Here is a 15,028-nt window from a genome sequence, read left to right on the forward strand (position 1 = left end):
TCTGACCTCTGGGACCACCCACTCGTTCTTGTGCCGCCCACCTGCAATTGCAGGTGGGCGGCACAAATTCAGGTGGCGGGAGACCGGGCAGTGGCGCCCCCGGTGTGAGGTGGCGCATACTGGTTTGCGACAGACTTGGACTTTCGTTCCAACGTCCCGCAAATGACCAACGGCTCGTGGAGGTTCGCGCAATGACAAAACCAGCAGATGTGGCACAGCAGGTCCGTGATGAGAAGTCGGCGGACACACTGTCGCTGCAGGCGTTGCTCGAACTGCAGCGCGCGGCATTCCTGCGAGACGGGATCCCCGACGCGAAGACCCGGATCGACCGGATCAACCGACTCCAGTCCCTGCTGCTCGACAACGCCGAAGAGATTGCGCAGGCACTCAACGACGATTTCGGTACCCGTCCCCGGGAACTGTCGATGGCGGCGGATATCGCCGGTTGCATGATCGACCTGGCGCACCAGAAGAAGCACCTCGCCGGCTGGATGAAGACCTCGACGCCGGGCAAGTGGTTGGCCCGCGCCGGTCTGCGGCAAGAACTCCGGCACGACCCCAAGGGTGTTGTCGGGATCATGGGTCCGTGGAACTTCCCGCTGCAGCTCACGATCGTGCCGGCCGGTTCGGCGTTCGCCGCCGGTAACCGCGTGCTGATGCGTCCGTCCTCGGTCACAGCCAAGACCACGGCAGTACTGGCGAAGCACGCACCCAAGTACTTCGACCTCGAGGAGCTGGCCGTGTTGACCAGCGCCCATGGCGGTGGATCCGACTTCGCAAAGCTCGAGGTCGATCACATGTTCTTCACCGGCTCCCCGGAGGTGGGCGCGTCGGTCGCCTCGGAGGCGGGCAAGAACCTGGTGCCGGTGACGCTCGAGCTCGGCGGCAAGAACCCGGTGGTCGTCGACATCGACGCCGATATCGCCAAGGCCGCCAACGGTGTCGCCGATGCGCGGCTGGTCAACGGTGGTCAGGTCTGCCTGTGCCCCGACTACGTGTGGGTGCCCGAATCCAAGGTCGGGGAGTTCACCGACCGGGTGCTGGCGCGCTGGCGCACCAAGCTGCCGACGATCAAGGACAACCCGCACTACACGTCCACGATCAACGAGAAGAACTTCAACCGCATCGTCGGGCTCATCGACGACGCCGAAGCTCTCGGCGCCACCAAACATCAGGTGATCCCGGCGGGGGAGAAGCTGCCCGACGCGCAGGCGCGCAAGATCCCGCCGACACTGCTGACCGGGGTCAAGGCCGGCATGAAGATCGAAGAGGACGAGGTCTTCGGCCCGGTCCTGACCGTCTACCCCTACCGGGAACTCGATGAGGCGATCACCCACATCAGCAGCCATCCCCATCCGCTGACGATGTACTGGTACGGCGACCACAACGACCGGTTCACCAAGCTCGCCGATTCGACCCGCTCGGGTTCGATCAACGGAAATGACTTCGCGGTCAACATGTTCGGTCCGGATCTGCCCTTCGGTGGTGTGGGCCGCAGCGGTATGGGCAACTACCACGGCAAGTTCGGCTTCGACACCTTCTCGCACACGCGGGCCATCGCCTTCTCGTCGCTCAAGATGACCGTGTCGGAGATGATGTCGGCGCCGTTCACCTCGCGCGATGTCAAGACCACGAACTTCCAGCTCAAACTCTGGAACTTCTTGACGAAGCGATCGATCAAGAAGAACAGCAAGTAGCCTCGTAGTCTCGGGCGGACTCCGCCACCTGCCAGCCACACTGTCGACAGCCAGACAACCAAGCGCTTGCTAGGCTATCGATGGAGGTGGTCGCAGGTGGCGGAAAGCCGCGGAACAAAGAAGCAGGGCGTCGGCCAGGCGAGAAAGAACGGCGCGGCTGCGGCTGACCCGGTCAACGGTCGTCCGTCCCGGCGTGATGAATTGCTGGCGGTGGCCAGCGGGCTGTTCGCCGAACGTGGCTTGCGGACCACCACCGTCCGCGACATCGCGGATTCGGCGGGCATTCTCTCCGGCAGTCTGTATCACCATTTCGACTCCAAGGAGTCGATGGTCGACGAGATCCTGAGGTCGTTCCTCGACTCGCTCTTCGAGACGTATCACGAGGTGGTCGCGGCCGACATGCCGGCTCGAGAGACGCTGACCGCCTTGGTGATCGCGTCGTTCGAGAGCATCGATCGCGACCATTCGGCGGTCGCCATCTATCAGGATGAGGCCAAGCGGCTCGCCGGTCAGGAACGGTTCGCGTACATCCAGGACCGCAACGTCGAGTTCCGCGCACTGTGGAGCGATGTGCTGGCCAAAGGTGTGGCCGACGGTAGCTTCCGGCCGGATCTCGACATCGAGCTGGTGTACCGCTTCATGCGCGACACGGTCTGGGTCGCCGTCCGCTGGTATCGCCCCGGTGGTGAGCGGACCGCACGCCAGGTCGCCGACCAGTATCTGAGCGTTGTGCTCGACGGGATCGTGCCACGCTGACCGCTTCGCCGGTTCGGCGGGTGTGCCGTGGCAAGCTGTCGACATGCTGCAGATACGGGTCATCGCCCCCGGTGAACACGCAGATCGCATCGTAGAACTTCTCTGCCACGACACCGCTGTCAGCAACGTGACCGTCCATCGTGGTGTGTCGGTCAAGCCCGCAGGTGATGTGATCGAGGCCTACATCGCCCGGGAAGGTGCCAACGAGGTGGTCGACACCTTGCGGGACATGGGTATTCACCGTCTCGGCAGTATTCACCTGGCTCCGGTTCCGACGTGGATCTCGAAGAGCGGCAGGGAAGCCGATCAGCGCACCCCGGGAGCGAGCGCAGATGCGGTCGTCTGGGCCGAGGTCACCCACCAGGCGTACAACGATTCCGAGTTCAACTGGACCTACGCAAGCTTCATGGTTCTGGCGACGGTGTTGTGTGCGGTGGCCATCGTCCTCGATTCGAGCATCCTTCTCGTCGGTGCGATGGTCCTGGGCCCGGAGTTCGGGGCCGTTGCCGCACTCGGGGTCGCGCTGGTACGTCGTCGGATGACGCTGCTCGGACGTGCGGTGGCGACACTGACCGGCGGCTTCCTGCTGGCCATCGTGGCCACGACGGTGGCAGCACTCGTCGCGCGCGGACTGGGCTGGGTGACGGTCGCCGATGTGACCGAGTCCCGGCCGGATACGGACTTCATCTACACCCCGGACAGGTGGTCGTTCATCGTCGCCGTCATCGCGGGGGTCGCCGGGGTGCTGTCGCTGACCTCGGCCCGGCTCGGCGGGTTGTCCGGTGTCTTCATCTCGGTGACGACCATCCCCGCGGCCGGAAATGTGGCACTCGGATTGGCTTTCGGGGTCGGGCAGGCGATCGTCGGCAGCGGTTTCCAACTGGTCATCAACCTCTTCGGGATGGCCATCGCGGGCTGGTTGACGCTGGCGGTGCAGCACATGGTGTGGGTCAAGATCTCGGCGTACCGCGCGACCCTGCCGATCGGTCGAAAACTGAGCGATCGATGGCAGCGCGACGAATGATGAGTGCTGCCGCTTCTATTGCGGCAGTTGCCCGTTCGTCTGTGGTTGGTACCAGCCCCGTCGGGTCCGGGGTAGTCCGGCGGTGCCGTCGTCGCGGGGCCGGACCGCCAGGACCTGGTGAATGGTGAGGCGATGCGCGTCCTCGAATCCGAGTGCACTGGACGCGAGGTAGAGCAGCCATGTGCGGGCTCGCTGGGCGCCGACCAACTCGACGGCCCGATCCCACGATTGCAGGAGATTGGCGACCCAGGCGCGCAGGGTCAGCGCGTAGTGCTCGCGAAGTGCCTCGCTGTCGCGCACCTCCAGGCCGGAATGTTCCAGTGCATCAATGGTTTTGCTCAGCGGCAGGATCTCCCCGTCGGGGAACACATAACGGTCGATGAAGGTGGCCGACGGTTTCGGGTCCGCGGGCAGGGAGGTGACCCGGGCGATCGCGTGGTTGAGCACGCGTCCGCCGGGCGTGAGCAGTCCTTGCAAGACGTTCGCGTATGTGGGCAGTTGCGAGAGCCCGACATGCTCGGACATCCCGATACTCGAGATCGCATCGTAGGGACCGTCATCGACGTCGCGGTAGTCCTGCAGCCGGATCTCGACCCGGTCGGTGAGCCCGGCTTCGGCCACCCTGCCCTTCGCCAGTTCGACCTGCTGCCGGCTCAGCGAGACACCGACCACGTCGACCCCGTATGTCTTCGCGGCGTGGATGGCCATCGTGCCCCACCCGCAACCCACATCGAGTAGACGCATCCCGGGCCGCAGATCGAGCTTCCGGCAGACCAGGTCGCATTTGGCGATCTGGGCCGCATCGAGGTCGGCGACATCGTCGTCCCAGTATGCGCAGGAGTACACCATGCAGCGCTCGAGGAACAGGCGGTAGAACTCGTTGCCGACGTCATAGTGGTGCGATATCGCGGCGGAGTCACGCGACCGGCTGTGCAGCGGCCCGCGTCTGCGCCGAATCTCCACTGCCGGCGGCTTCGGCGGCGGGCCGAGGGCACCGAGCCTGATCAGGGAGACCGCAGCGCGGCGGATCGTGCCGGGCGTCATCGCGCGGTTGCGGTGTTCGCCGATCCGGGAGATGAGGTCGGGGACCTCGAGGAGGGCGAAGATGTCACCGTCGACCTCGAGGTCGCCTGCCACGAATGCGCGGACCAGGCCGAGCTCGCCGGGGGACCACAAGATGCGGCGCAGTGCGGTGCGATTGCGGAAGACGACTCGCGCGGGGCTGTTCGGCGGACCGGCTTCGGAGCCGTCCCAACATTGCACGTGGATCGGGAGCTCGGCCCCGACGAGTTCCCCGAAGGTCGAGAGCAAACGCTCTGCGGCTGAACTCATCGACGCACCTCCCTGCACGAACGGTCAGCTGCTTCGAAAAGCTAGCACTTTCGTTCGGGTGGAGTGGGCCGAAGTCGCAGAGCCGGCCACTGGCGGACGATCCCGCCCCGTGCAAGGCTTTGCGTCCGCGCACCGGCACTGCAACACCGGCGTGCGTTCGCAAAACCCTGCACGGTTGGGGGGATCAGAACTTGCGCAGATGGTCCAGGCGTTCGCGGGCCTGGGTCATGATCGACTGGATGAGTTCGTCACAACTGGGCAGGTCGTCGATCATGCCGACCACCTGACCCGAGGCCAGGACGCCGGCCTCGGTATTGCCCTCGACCAGTCCGGCGCGCAACAACATCGGGGTGTTGCCCGCCATGATGATCTGCTGCCAGGACCGTTCGCCCGATTTGCGCATGGTGCGACCGTCTTTGAGCATGGTCGACCATTTCATCCCGGTCATCCGCTTGAACTTGTTGGCGTTCTTGGCCGCGGCGCCCAGAGCTGTCACCGCACTGCCGGATTCCAGCTTGTCGACCAGATCGGTGCGCAGCACCCGGTGGGGCATGCCGTCGACCTTCGTCGAGACGACGGTGTCACCGAGTCCACGTTCGAGGTACTGCGCCTTGACCGAGTTGGGCACGGCGCTGTCGCTGGTCAACAGGAACCGGGTTCCCATCGCGACGCCCTCGGCGCCGTACGACAACGCGGCAACCAGTCCACGGCCGTCGAAGAACCCGCCGGCCGCGACCACCGGGATCCCGTCCGGTCCGAGTGCGTCGAGCACACTCGGCAGCAACAGGGTGGTGGCCACCGGACCGGTGTGCCCACCGCCCTCACCGCCCTGGACGATGACGGCGTCGGCCCCCCAGGAGGCGACCTTCACCGCGTGCTTGGCCGCCCCGATCGACGGGATGACCACGATGCCATGGTCTTTCAGCTTTGCGATCAGCTCCTTCTTGGGAGCCAGCGCAAACGAGGCGACCTTCACCTTTTCGCGGATGAGCAGGTCGATCCGCTCGGGTGCGTCGGTGGCATCGGCACGCATGTTGACACCAAAAGGCTTGGTGGTCAGCGACTTCGTCTTCTTGATGGCCGCTTCGAGCTCCGGATAGGTCATCGTCGCCGATGCCAGGATGCCCAGACCACCGGCGTTCGAGGTCGCCGCGGTCAGTGACGGCCCCGACACCCAGCCCATGCCGGTCTGCACGATCGGGTAGTCGATGCCGACCAGGTCGGTGAACCGGGTGGCCAGAGGTGCAGCGGTCATCGGGTGGCTCCCACGGGCTTGACTTCCTTCTCCCGCAGGCCCTTCGGGTCGAGGACCTCGCGGATCAGGCGCAACTCTTCGGCGGACGGCGTGCGGGTGACCCCGGCGTCGGCCAGGCCGGCGACCTCGAAGCCGGTGTTCTCGGCGACCTCCGCGGCGTCGACGCCGGGGTGCAGCGAGACCGCGCGCATGGTGTGGTCGGGACCTTCGAAGTCGAAGACGCCGAGGTTGGTGACCACCCGGGGGATGTTCAGGTACTTGAACGCCGGGTTGTCGGGGTCGATCTTGTCGTAGCCGACACCGGAGACGACGTCGACCACACCGCCGAAGACCCGCGCGGAGTGCTTGGCCACCCAGTAGCTGGTCGGGTGGTTGATGGTGTTGCCCGGAGCGCCGCGCACTCCGAACATCTGCCGGGTGGGCTGCTGCAAGGGACCGAACGACGACAGGTTCTGGTTGCCGTAACGGTCGATCTGGTTGGCGCCCATCACCACATGGCGCCGGCCCGATGCGACGACATCGAACACCTTGCGGAACGGCATCCATCCCTCGATGGCGCCGGAGCGTCCGACAGCCGGGGTGTCGGCGAAGATCAGCGCCTCACCGTCGGTGATCAGAAGGTCGGGTTCGGTGGTCAACCGGGCCAGGCGGGCACCGATCAACGGCGTGGTGGCCATCGGTGAGGCCATGGTTTCGCCTGCGCCGGTGAAGATCTCGGCGCACGCGATCACGCAGTATTCGGCGCGGGTGACATCTGCTGCGGTATCGGGGGTGGTCCCTGCGTGTCCTGTGGTCACTGTGTCGCCTCTCGCTCGGTGTTCCATTTCTCGACCTCGGACTGATAGACGTCTTCGGGCACGGTCAGGAACCGGTCGGAGAACGCTTGCCAGGCTTCGGGTGTTTTGGCCGACTCGGCGTAGAACCGCTGGAAGGCCTCGTCGCGCCCGTAGTCACCGGCAAAGGTGAAGTGCGCGCCGTTCGGGGTGTGCACCACCCGGTCGACATTGAGCCGGTTGAGCAGAAGACGCTGCACCGGAACCTTTTCCACCAGCTCTTCGGTGGTCACCAGACGGTCTGTCTCGAGGTAGCGGCGCTTGGCCGCAGCGCAGTACAGGTCGTCGAAGTACGGGTCGATGCCGGTGTATGCGGCGTTGCCGTGCTTGTCGGCGATGTCGAGGTGGACGAACGCGGCGTCGAGTTCCAGTGCCGGCATCGCGATCAGGGTCTGGTGGCGGCCGTCTTCGTCGGGGTACGGCGAGGTGACGGTACGCAGTTCGCCCTCCCAGAAGTTCGGGACGTCGGAGCCCAGTCCGGCGCGAACCGGCAGGAAGGGCAGGCGTGCCGCGGCGGCCTCGAGGCCGCACTTGACCATGCCCTCGTCCATCTCGCGGACCGTGATGGCCCCGGTGGTCCGCGCGTGGGCGAACCACGGGTCGTAGAACGGGGGTGAGTCCAGGGAGACGAAGCCGTAGTAGGCCTTGCTCACTTTGCCTGCGGCACAGAGCAAACCGAGATCCGGTCCGCCATAGGTGACCACGGTCAGGTCGGTGACGCTCGAACGGGCCAGGGCCCGTACGAGTGCCATCGGCTTACGTCGCGAACCCCAACCACCGATACCGATGGTCATGCCGCTGGAGATCTCGCCGATGATCTCGTCGAGGGTGCTGGTCTTGTCGGTTGCCATCTGGGCTCAAGCCCCCTTACTGGTTGCGGTTTTCGGCTTGCCTGTTTCGACGAATGCGTCGCGGTGCTCGTCCGCCACACCGGCAAGGTTCAGCTCGAAGGTGTAGCCCTGTTCGAGGCGGTAACTGGTCTTCACGTCGACCGGATCGATGCCGTTGATGGCTTCCTTGGCCGCCCGGATCACCCGGGTGTCCTTCGCCGCGATCTTGCGGGCGATCTCCAGTGCGGTTTCGTCGAGTTCGGCGCGCGGCACCACGGCCTGCACCGAACCGAAGTGCAGCAGCTGCTGGGCGGTGACGTTCTGTGCGGTGAAGTACAGCGTGCGCATCGTGTGCTGCGGGACGAGGCGGGCGAGGTGGGTGGCGGCGCCGAGGGCTCCGCGGTCGACCTCGGGTAGCCCGAAGACGGCGTCGTCGGAGGCAACGATCACGTCGGCGTTGCCGACCAGACCGATGCCGCCGCCCACGCAGAAGCCGTTCACCGCGACGATGACGGGCACCGCACAGTCGTAGACCGCGGCAAAGGCCGCGGCGCAACCGCGGTTGGCGGCGATCAGGGCGTCGTAACCCTCGGTGGCCTGCATTTCCTTGATGTCGACGCCCGCGTTGAATCCGCGGCCCTCGGCTCGCAGGATCACAACATGGGTGTCAGGCGCCTGACCGGCGGCGATGATCGCCTCGCCGAGTTCGAACCATGCCGCTGACGGCAAGGCGTTGACCGGTGGGTAGTCGACGGTGACCGTGACGACTCCCGGTTCAACAGTGGATGTGGTGATCGGCATCAATGCTCCTCGCGTACTGTCCTGGTGTAGACCAACCAAGCAATTGCTTGGTACCTTAACACTCAAATTGCAGACTCGGAACGGAGCGTGGATGGACCTCGGCTTGCAAGGCCAGGTGGTGCTGGTGACCGGTGGCGTCAGAGGAGTCGGTGCCGGCATCAGTGCGGTACTGGCAGACCTGGGAGCCACCGTGGTGGCGTGTGCGCGGCGTCCGGCCGACGTGGCCGACCCGCGGGTGGACTTCGTCAGCTGCGATATTCGCGATGCCGACGCGGTCACCGCGATGGTCGAAGAGATCGTCACGCGGCACGGCAGCCTCGACGGGGCGGTGAACAATGCCGGTGGGGCACCGTTTGCCCTCGCCGCGGACGCCTCGCCGCGCTACCACTCGAAGATCGTCGAGCTGAACATGCTCGCACCCCTCATCATTTCGCAGGCGGCGCAGAAGATCATGCGTGAGCAGCCGGGCGGTGGCTCGATCGTGAACGTCTCGAGCATGAGCGGGCACCGGCCGTCGCCCGGAACCGCCGCCTATGGCGCGGCCAAGGCCGGGCTCGATTCCCTGACCGGATCGCTCGCCGCCGAATGGGCGCCGACGGTGCGGATCAACTCTGTTGTCGCCGGGGCGGTGCGCACCGAGTTGGCCGAGCTGCACTACGGCGACCAGGCCGGGGTGGACGCCGTCGGCAAGACCATCCCGATGGGCCGGCTGGCCTCACCCGAAGATGTGGGCAACGCGGTGGCATTCCTGTTGTCGCCGTTGGCTTCCTACATCACCGGATCGACACTGACCGTGCACGGCGGCGGAGAGAAGCTGGCGTTCCTGGACGCCGCCACCGCCGCGAACTCGGTCACCCCTACCAACACCTGAACCTGAGGAGATAACTGATGAGTGGAATTGTTGACGGACGCGTTGTCATCGTGACCGGCGCCGGCCGGGGGATCGGCCGCGAACATGCGCTGGCCTTTGCCCGTGAAGGCGCGAAAGTGGTGGTCAACGACATCGGGGCCGGCCTCGACGGCACCGCGACGGGTGAGTCTCCCGCCGAGCAGGTCGTCGCCGAGATCATCGCCGCCGGTGGCGAAGCGGTCGTCAACGGCGACGACGTCGCCGACTGGGCCGGTGCTCAGAACGTGGTGGCGACCGCGATCAAGGAGTTCGGCGGGCTCGATGTGCTGGTCAACAACGCCGGGTTCCTGCGCGACAAGATGCTCGTGATGATGAGTGAAGAGGACTGGGACAACGTCATCCGCGTCCACCTCAAGGGGCACTTCGCGATGCTGCGTCACGCCGCCGCGTACTGGCGGACCGAGTCGAAGGCCGGCAACACCCGGGCGGCGCGGGTCATCAACACCTCGTCGGGTGCCGGCCTCTACGGCTCGGTCGGACAGGGCAACTACTCCGCGGCCAAGGCCGCGATCGCCGAACTCACCATCCAGGCCGCGGCCGAGATGAAGGGTTACGGTGTGACGGTGAATGCCATTGCGCCGTCGGCTCGTACCCGCATGACCACCGGTTCCGGTGAGGCGATGGCCGCGCAGATGGCGGCGCCCGAAGACGGCTCGTTCGATGCGATGGATCCGGCGAACGTGTCCCCGCTCGTGGTGTGGCTCGGTTCCGAGGAGTCGGCCGAGGTCAGCGGTCGGGTCTTCGAGGTCGAGGGCGGAACCATCTCGGTCAGTGACGGCTGGCAGCGAAGCGCCAAGCGCGACAAGGGCGCCAAGTGGGATCCGGCCGAACTCGGCCCGGTCGTGAAGGACATCCTCGAAGAGGCCCCGACCCCGATGCCGGTCTACGGGGCACGATGACCGCTGCACCTTCCGATGGCGAGCTGATCAGCGCGGCGAAGTCGTATGTCGACGCGCTGGTCAGCCATGACCCATCGGGGGTGCCGTTTCATCCGGATTGTGTCCGGATCGAGATGGGCCTCAAGACCGGTCGCAACGGAGATCATCTGCGTCGCAGCCTGTCCCGCGGTCCGCAGTTCCGGCTGATCCACGCGATCGGTGACTTCGAGGCCACGATCCCGACGCGGGGCGTCGTCCACGCGACGTTCTACGTGCACGTGCATCCGAAGCCACTGCGGCTGCGGGCGTTGGTGGCCGAGAGTTTCGAGTTCGACGAGACCGGTCGGATCACCAAGATCGTTGCGAAGTTCGGGGTCCCGCACCGCCACTGACCCACACCGCCCCGTTGACCGTGCCGAAATCACCGTTGACCGTGCCGAAATCACCGTTGACCGTGCCGAAGTTGCACGGGGGCAACAGATTAAGGCACGCTCGACGGTCGGTTGGGCACGCTCGACGGTAGGTCGGGCACGCTGAATTGAGAACGAAGACGCTCCACAAATATGTGGAGCGTCTTCGCATATGTGGAGCAGTTGAGGGTCAAGCGATGGGAGCGCGGACCACCATCGGGACGCCGGGGAAGTACGCGGCGAGTTCGGAGCGGCAGCGACGGAGTGCGGCGGTGCCGTAGCCCCGCTTGCGGTGCTCCGGGGCGATCCAGATCCGCACGTCGACCTCTCCGTCGGCCAATTCGCCGAAGACGATGCCGACCTTCTCCTCGCCTTCGACGGCGACGAGCCACACGGCCTCTTCGTTGTCCATCCGGCTGTTGGCCGAGGAGATCTCTTCGCTGATGTCGGCGGCGGGTGTGCCGCTGCCGTCACCGGCTGCGCCCACATCGGCGGTCCGGGCGGCGAACAGGTCGGCGTCGCTGTCTTTGAATGCCCGCAGGGTGAGCGTCTCGGCGGTCGCGGCCGGACGATCGGTCTGGGTGAATGTGAGCTTGCTGTTGAGATCCTCGAGTTCGGCGGCGTTGGCGCGTCGGGCCGATACCGTCAGGCGATCGAACGACATACCGAGAACGGCCTCGGCGCCGATGGCAGGTACCGAGAGCAGGTCGGCGATGGCGGCCACGGCTGCGGGACGGTCTTCGGCCTCGACGATGGCGTCGAGTACGGCATGGCGTTGTTCGAAGGCGGCTTCGAGTGCGGCGGTGATGTCGCGGCGGACTGCCGCGCGGTCTGGATCAGTCATGGTGTGAGTCTATTGCGAATGTGCTCGGGGGGCCGATTGACCCCGGCTCAGCCGGAGTAGACCTTCCCGAAGGCCTGAGTCGGGGTTCCGCTCGCCAGGTCGACGGTGAAGACCTTCAGGTCGACGGCCGATTCGGTGATGTCCATGGTCATGAATCCTCGGCTCGAGTAGTTCTCGTACAGCGCCGGGGTCTGTTTGGACGATCTGTCTTCGACGGACTTGGACGCCGCGCCCGACACGAGCTGGCGGGTGCCCTTCGACAGCGTTGTCGGGTCGAACACCTGCAGTGAGTGATCGTGTCCGGACAGGAAGAACTGCGCACGACCGGCGATCTCCTGTTCGAAGAAGTCCTTCACCAGGATCCCGTTGATCGGGGGGATCGGGATGCCGTCGTAGTGTCCGGCGCTGCCGTGGGGTCCGTTGTTGAGATACGGGTGGTGTGTTCCGACGATTTTCCACCGCGCCTTGGACTCGGCGAGCGCTTTGCGTAGCCACTGACGCTGCTGAGTCATGTACGTGCCCTGCGGTTCCCAATACGGTGCCAGGAACGGCGGGATGTATGCCGCGATGGGATTGAGGTCAAGAATGAAGAACTCGACCAGCGGGGTCTGTTGCGGCACCGCCACCGAGAAGTAACGCCTGGGCATGTACCAGCGCGGCGACCGCGAGTGGTAGGCCACCTCGGCATCGCCGCGCAGCAGCCAACCGCCGTCACCGGGGAACACCGCCGAATTGTCGTGGTTGCCCAGGGCCATCACCCACGGGAAATCGAGGCCGGTGTTGGGCTTTTCGAACTTCTCGGCGAACTGATGGTCGTCGGGCCCGTTGGGACCGGTCTCATAGATGTTGTCGCCCAGCCCGACTGCCATTCCGAACGGGTTCTGGGCGTGCAGTGCCCGGGCTGCCTTCGTCACGGCGTACTGCGGCGCCTCGCCGGTCCCGGCGTCGCCGGTGATCAGAATCCGTGCCGTCGAACCGGTCTGGGGAAACGGGAAACGTCCGTTGCCTGCGGGTGCGGCATGCGAGGCGCCGGCCAGGGCGATCCCGGCGCCGGCCGCAGCCGCGGTCCCGGCGAGGAACGTACGCCGGCGGATTCCGGAACGGGACGGGGTGGGTTGCTCACTCATGGTCGGTCATCTTTCTGGGGATCAACGAGCTGGTCGGGAGGCAGGATGAACTTGCTTGGCGCCGTTCGGTACCCGCCAGGATTGGGCGTATCGCTGGCCGGAGCGCGGATCGTCGCGGTTGTCGATGAAGTACCAATCCATCTGTGTGGCAGCCGGGGTCACGGTCAGGACCGCGTACCCGTGGGCGTCGGTGTCGACCCAGCGCAGGTGGTGATTGACGTTGGTGAGCGCGGCGGATGCGGCCGTACCCGCGGTGTATTCGGGGACCCCGACGATGTCGTCGACGTTGTTGGAGGTCACCGAGGTGACCACCAGTTCGGTGCCCACGGTGCCCGCGCCGGGATAGTTGGCGGCGTCGACGGGCAGCTCGCAGGCGAACGACATGTGGATGTCGCCGGTGATGAACACCGCGTTGTCGATGTCGTTGTCGCTCAGCGCCTGATAGAGCCGCCTGCGGTCGGCGGTGTAGCCGTCCCAGGCGTCGGCGTTCAGGGGGACACCGGCCTGCGGGACACCGAGCAGTTCGGTCAGCGCCTCGGTGGTGCGGGGTTCGAGCGGCGGGATCAGGATGGGACTGATCATCACGGGGTTACCGATGATCTGCCAGGTGGTCGGCGACGAGATGACGCCATTGGTCAGCCAGGACATCTGCGCCGCGCCGGTGATGGTCGCGGCCGGACTGTCGGTCTTTGCCGACGTCATCGACTGCTGTGCGCTGCGGTACGTCCGCAGATCCAGCATCGACAGTTCCAGGAGGTTGCCGAAACGCAGACGGCGATAGAGATGGCGTCCGCCGGCGTCGACTTCGGGCCGGACCGGCATCCATTCGTAGTAGGCCTGCTCGGAGGCAGCCTTGCGGGCCTGCCAATCACCTTGCGCCGCACTATGATTCTCGGCCCCCGACGCGTAGGCGTCGTTGGCCGATTCGTGGTCGTCCCAGGTGCAGATCCATGGCAGGTTCAGGTGGGCGCCCTGCAGATCGGCGTCGGACTTGTACTGGCCGTGACGAATTCGGTAATCGGCGAGGGAGACGATGTCGTGCGGTGGTTGATGTGCCCGGACCGACCCGTCGTGCCCGCCGTATTCGCCGACACCGTACTCGTAGATGTAGTCGCCGAGGTGGACGATCGCGTCGAGGTCGGGTTGGGCGGCCAGGTGCCGGTAGGCGCTGAAATAACCGGCCTCCCAATTGGAACAGGAGGCAACGCCGAATCGCGCTTCGGCCACCTCCGCGGTCGTCGAGGGCGCTGTCTTCGTCCGCCCGGTCGGGGAGACGGCACCTGCGGCGGGTCCGCCCAGAACCCGGAAACGATAGTGGTAGCGGGTATTCGGTGCCAGGTCACCGGCATCGACCTTGACGGTGAGGTCGCGGTCCGGTCCGGTGTCGGTGGTTCCGGACGAGACCACCGAGGTGAAGCCGGAATCGGTGGCGACCTCCCAGGCCACCGAGGTGGCCCCGCCGCGCCCGGACCCCGGTGTGGCGTCGGCGGTCGGAGTGATGCGGGTCCACAGGATCACGCGATCGGGCAGCGGATCACCCGAGGCGATGCCGTGCCCGAACACCGCTCCGGGTGCCGCGGGATCAGCGGCTGCGCGCCCGCCGTAGACCGACGCGAGGACCCCGGCGGTCCCCACGGCGGCGCCGCCGAGAAAGGCGCGACGTGACGGTTGAATCCAGGAGGGCACTGACTCCGCCGGCTGGGAATCTGGAGTAATTGTCATGGCGCACAAATCCTGGCATACCCAGGCACTTCAGGGATGTGAACTGATGACCTTCGCAAAGAATTCTTTCCGACCCGTCGGTGAACTCTTGGCGTTGTGCTCGGCGGTGCCCTCCGGGCGTCAACTCATTTCGGTTCGCAGATGACCACCGGGATCTTGCGGTCGGTCCATCCCTGATAGGTGTCGAAGTCGGCGTAGATCCCCACCAGCTCGGGCCAGAGCCGTTCGCGCTCTTCGTCGGTGGCCTCGCGGGCCCGCATCACGGTGGTGTGCTTGCCCTCCTGGATGGTGACGTCGGGGTTGTCTCTGAGATTGAGGTACCAGGCCGGATTCGATGCCATACCGCCCTGGGACGCGACCACCACGACGTTGGCGCCGTCGCGCAGATAGACCAGCGGCACCGTGCGCGGCTTCCCGGATTTGCGGCCGATGGTGGTCAGCAGGATGACCGGGACCGGCTTCTTGAAACCGGCCCCGACCCGCCAGCTCGCCCCGACCTTGCCGCCGCTCATCTTGTAGATCCGCGTGTTGAGGCGAGAGGCGACCTTGACGATCTTGCTGACGGCTTTGGAGTTGAGCGCCTTGGGCGTTTCTTGGGGTAACACGCGA

Annotated in this window: 15 protein-coding genes; 6 read left to right on the top strand and 9 right to left on the bottom strand. The window is 65.8% G+C overall.

The genetic code is table 11. From position 1 onward, the window contains the following. Positions 1-191: 191 nt before the first annotated feature. The 3 genes from AC51GT_RS15440 (at position 192) to AC51GT_RS15450 (ending at position 3,477) form a co-directional block, all read left to right on the top strand. Positions 192-1,697, top strand: coding sequence for an aldehyde dehydrogenase family protein (locus AC51GT_RS15440; RefSeq protein ID WP_496329324.1), 1,506 nt, complete (start codon positions 192-194; stop codon positions 1,695-1,697). 96 nt (positions 1,698-1,793) lie between these two features. Beyond that, positions 1,794-2,453, top strand: a complete 660-nt coding sequence (locus tag AC51GT_RS15445; protein WP_496329325.1) for a TetR/AcrR family transcriptional regulator — start codon at positions 1,794-1,796, stop codon at positions 2,451-2,453. A 43-nt stretch (positions 2,454-2,496) separates the two neighbouring features. Next, the gene (locus AC51GT_RS15450) at positions 2,497-3,477 is read left to right on the top strand and encodes a DUF389 domain-containing protein (protein WP_496322893.1); all 981 of its coding nucleotides are present in this window, start codon (positions 2,497-2,499) and stop codon (positions 3,475-3,477) included. A 15-nt stretch (positions 3,478-3,492) separates the two neighbouring features. On the opposite strand, the gene AC51GT_RS15455 is transcribed toward AC51GT_RS15450, so the two are convergent. The 5 genes from AC51GT_RS15455 to echA20 form a co-directional block, all read right to left on the bottom strand. After that, a complete protein-coding gene (locus tag AC51GT_RS15455) occupies positions 3,493-4,809 on the bottom strand; it encodes a class I SAM-dependent methyltransferase (RefSeq protein ID WP_496329326.1) in 1,317 nt (438 codons plus the stop codon). A gap of 184 nt (positions 4,810-4,993) precedes the next feature. Continuing rightward, positions 4,994-6,064 (bottom strand): NAD(P)H-dependent flavin oxidoreductase, encoded by a 1,071-nt coding sequence (locus tag AC51GT_RS15460; RefSeq protein ID WP_496322895.1) that lies wholly within the window; start codon positions 6,062-6,064, stop codon positions 4,994-4,996. Continuing rightward, a complete protein-coding gene (locus AC51GT_RS15465; protein ID WP_496322896.1) occupies positions 6,061-6,861 on the bottom strand; it encodes a CoA-transferase in 801 nt (266 codons plus the stop codon). Before AC51GT_RS15465 ends, AC51GT_RS15460 begins: the two co-directional genes overlap by 4 nt. After that, on the bottom strand, positions 6,858-7,748 hold the full coding sequence (locus tag AC51GT_RS15470; RefSeq protein WP_496322897.1) for a CoA transferase subunit A: 891 nt from the start codon (positions 7,746-7,748) through the stop codon (positions 6,858-6,860). Before AC51GT_RS15470 ends, AC51GT_RS15465 begins: the two co-directional genes overlap by 4 nt. A gap of 6 nt (positions 7,749-7,754) precedes the next feature. Beyond that, positions 7,755-8,528 (bottom strand): (7aS)-7a-methyl-1,5-dioxo-2,3,5,6,7,7a-hexahydro-1H-indene-carboxyl-CoA hydrolase, encoded by a 774-nt coding sequence (echA20, locus tag AC51GT_RS15475; protein WP_496322898.1) that lies wholly within the window; start codon positions 8,526-8,528, stop codon positions 7,755-7,757. A gap of 91 nt (positions 8,529-8,619) precedes the next feature. On the opposite strand from echA20, the gene AC51GT_RS15480 reads away from it, so the two are divergent. The 3 genes from AC51GT_RS15480 to AC51GT_RS15490 are packed head-to-tail and all read left to right on the top strand — an operon-like array spanning position 8,620 to position 10,708. Next, positions 8,620-9,399 (top strand): SDR family oxidoreductase, encoded by a 780-nt coding sequence (locus tag AC51GT_RS15480; RefSeq protein ID WP_496322899.1) that lies wholly within the window; start codon positions 8,620-8,622, stop codon positions 9,397-9,399. Positions 9,400-9,416: 17 nt separating this feature from the next. After that, a complete protein-coding gene (locus AC51GT_RS15485; protein WP_496322900.1) occupies positions 9,417-10,337 on the top strand; it encodes an SDR family oxidoreductase in 921 nt (306 codons plus the stop codon). Next, positions 10,334-10,708 (top strand): DUF8021 domain-containing protein, encoded by a 375-nt coding sequence (locus tag AC51GT_RS15490; protein WP_496329327.1) that lies wholly within the window; start codon positions 10,334-10,336, stop codon positions 10,706-10,708. The genes AC51GT_RS15485 and AC51GT_RS15490 overlap by 4 nt, the downstream gene beginning before the upstream one ends. 208 nt (positions 10,709-10,916) lie before the next feature. On the opposite strand, the gene AC51GT_RS15495 is transcribed toward AC51GT_RS15490, so the two are convergent. From AC51GT_RS15495 to AC51GT_RS15510, 4 genes are all read right to left on the bottom strand, one after another. Continuing rightward, positions 10,917-11,570, bottom strand: a complete 654-nt coding sequence (locus AC51GT_RS15495; protein WP_496322902.1) for a GNAT family N-acetyltransferase — start codon at positions 11,568-11,570, stop codon at positions 10,917-10,919. A gap of 47 nt (positions 11,571-11,617) precedes the next feature. Continuing rightward, entirely contained in the window at positions 11,618-12,697 is a 1,080-nt protein-coding gene (locus AC51GT_RS15500) for a metallophosphoesterase (protein ID WP_496322903.1), read from the bottom strand. A 21-nt stretch (positions 12,698-12,718) separates the two neighbouring features. Beyond that, positions 12,719-14,419 carry an alkaline phosphatase D family protein gene (locus AC51GT_RS15505; protein ID WP_496329328.1) on the bottom strand — a complete coding sequence of 567 codons (1,701 nt, stop codon included), beginning with the start codon at positions 14,417-14,419 and terminating at the stop codon, positions 12,719-12,721. A gap of 125 nt (positions 14,420-14,544) precedes the next feature. Further along, positions 14,545-15,024 (bottom strand): nitroreductase family deazaflavin-dependent oxidoreductase, encoded by a 480-nt coding sequence (locus tag AC51GT_RS15510; RefSeq protein ID WP_496322905.1) that lies wholly within the window; start codon positions 15,022-15,024, stop codon positions 14,545-14,547. Positions 15,025-15,028: the final 4 nt, after the last annotated feature.

The organism is Williamsia sp. z34 (assembly GCF_059553395.1).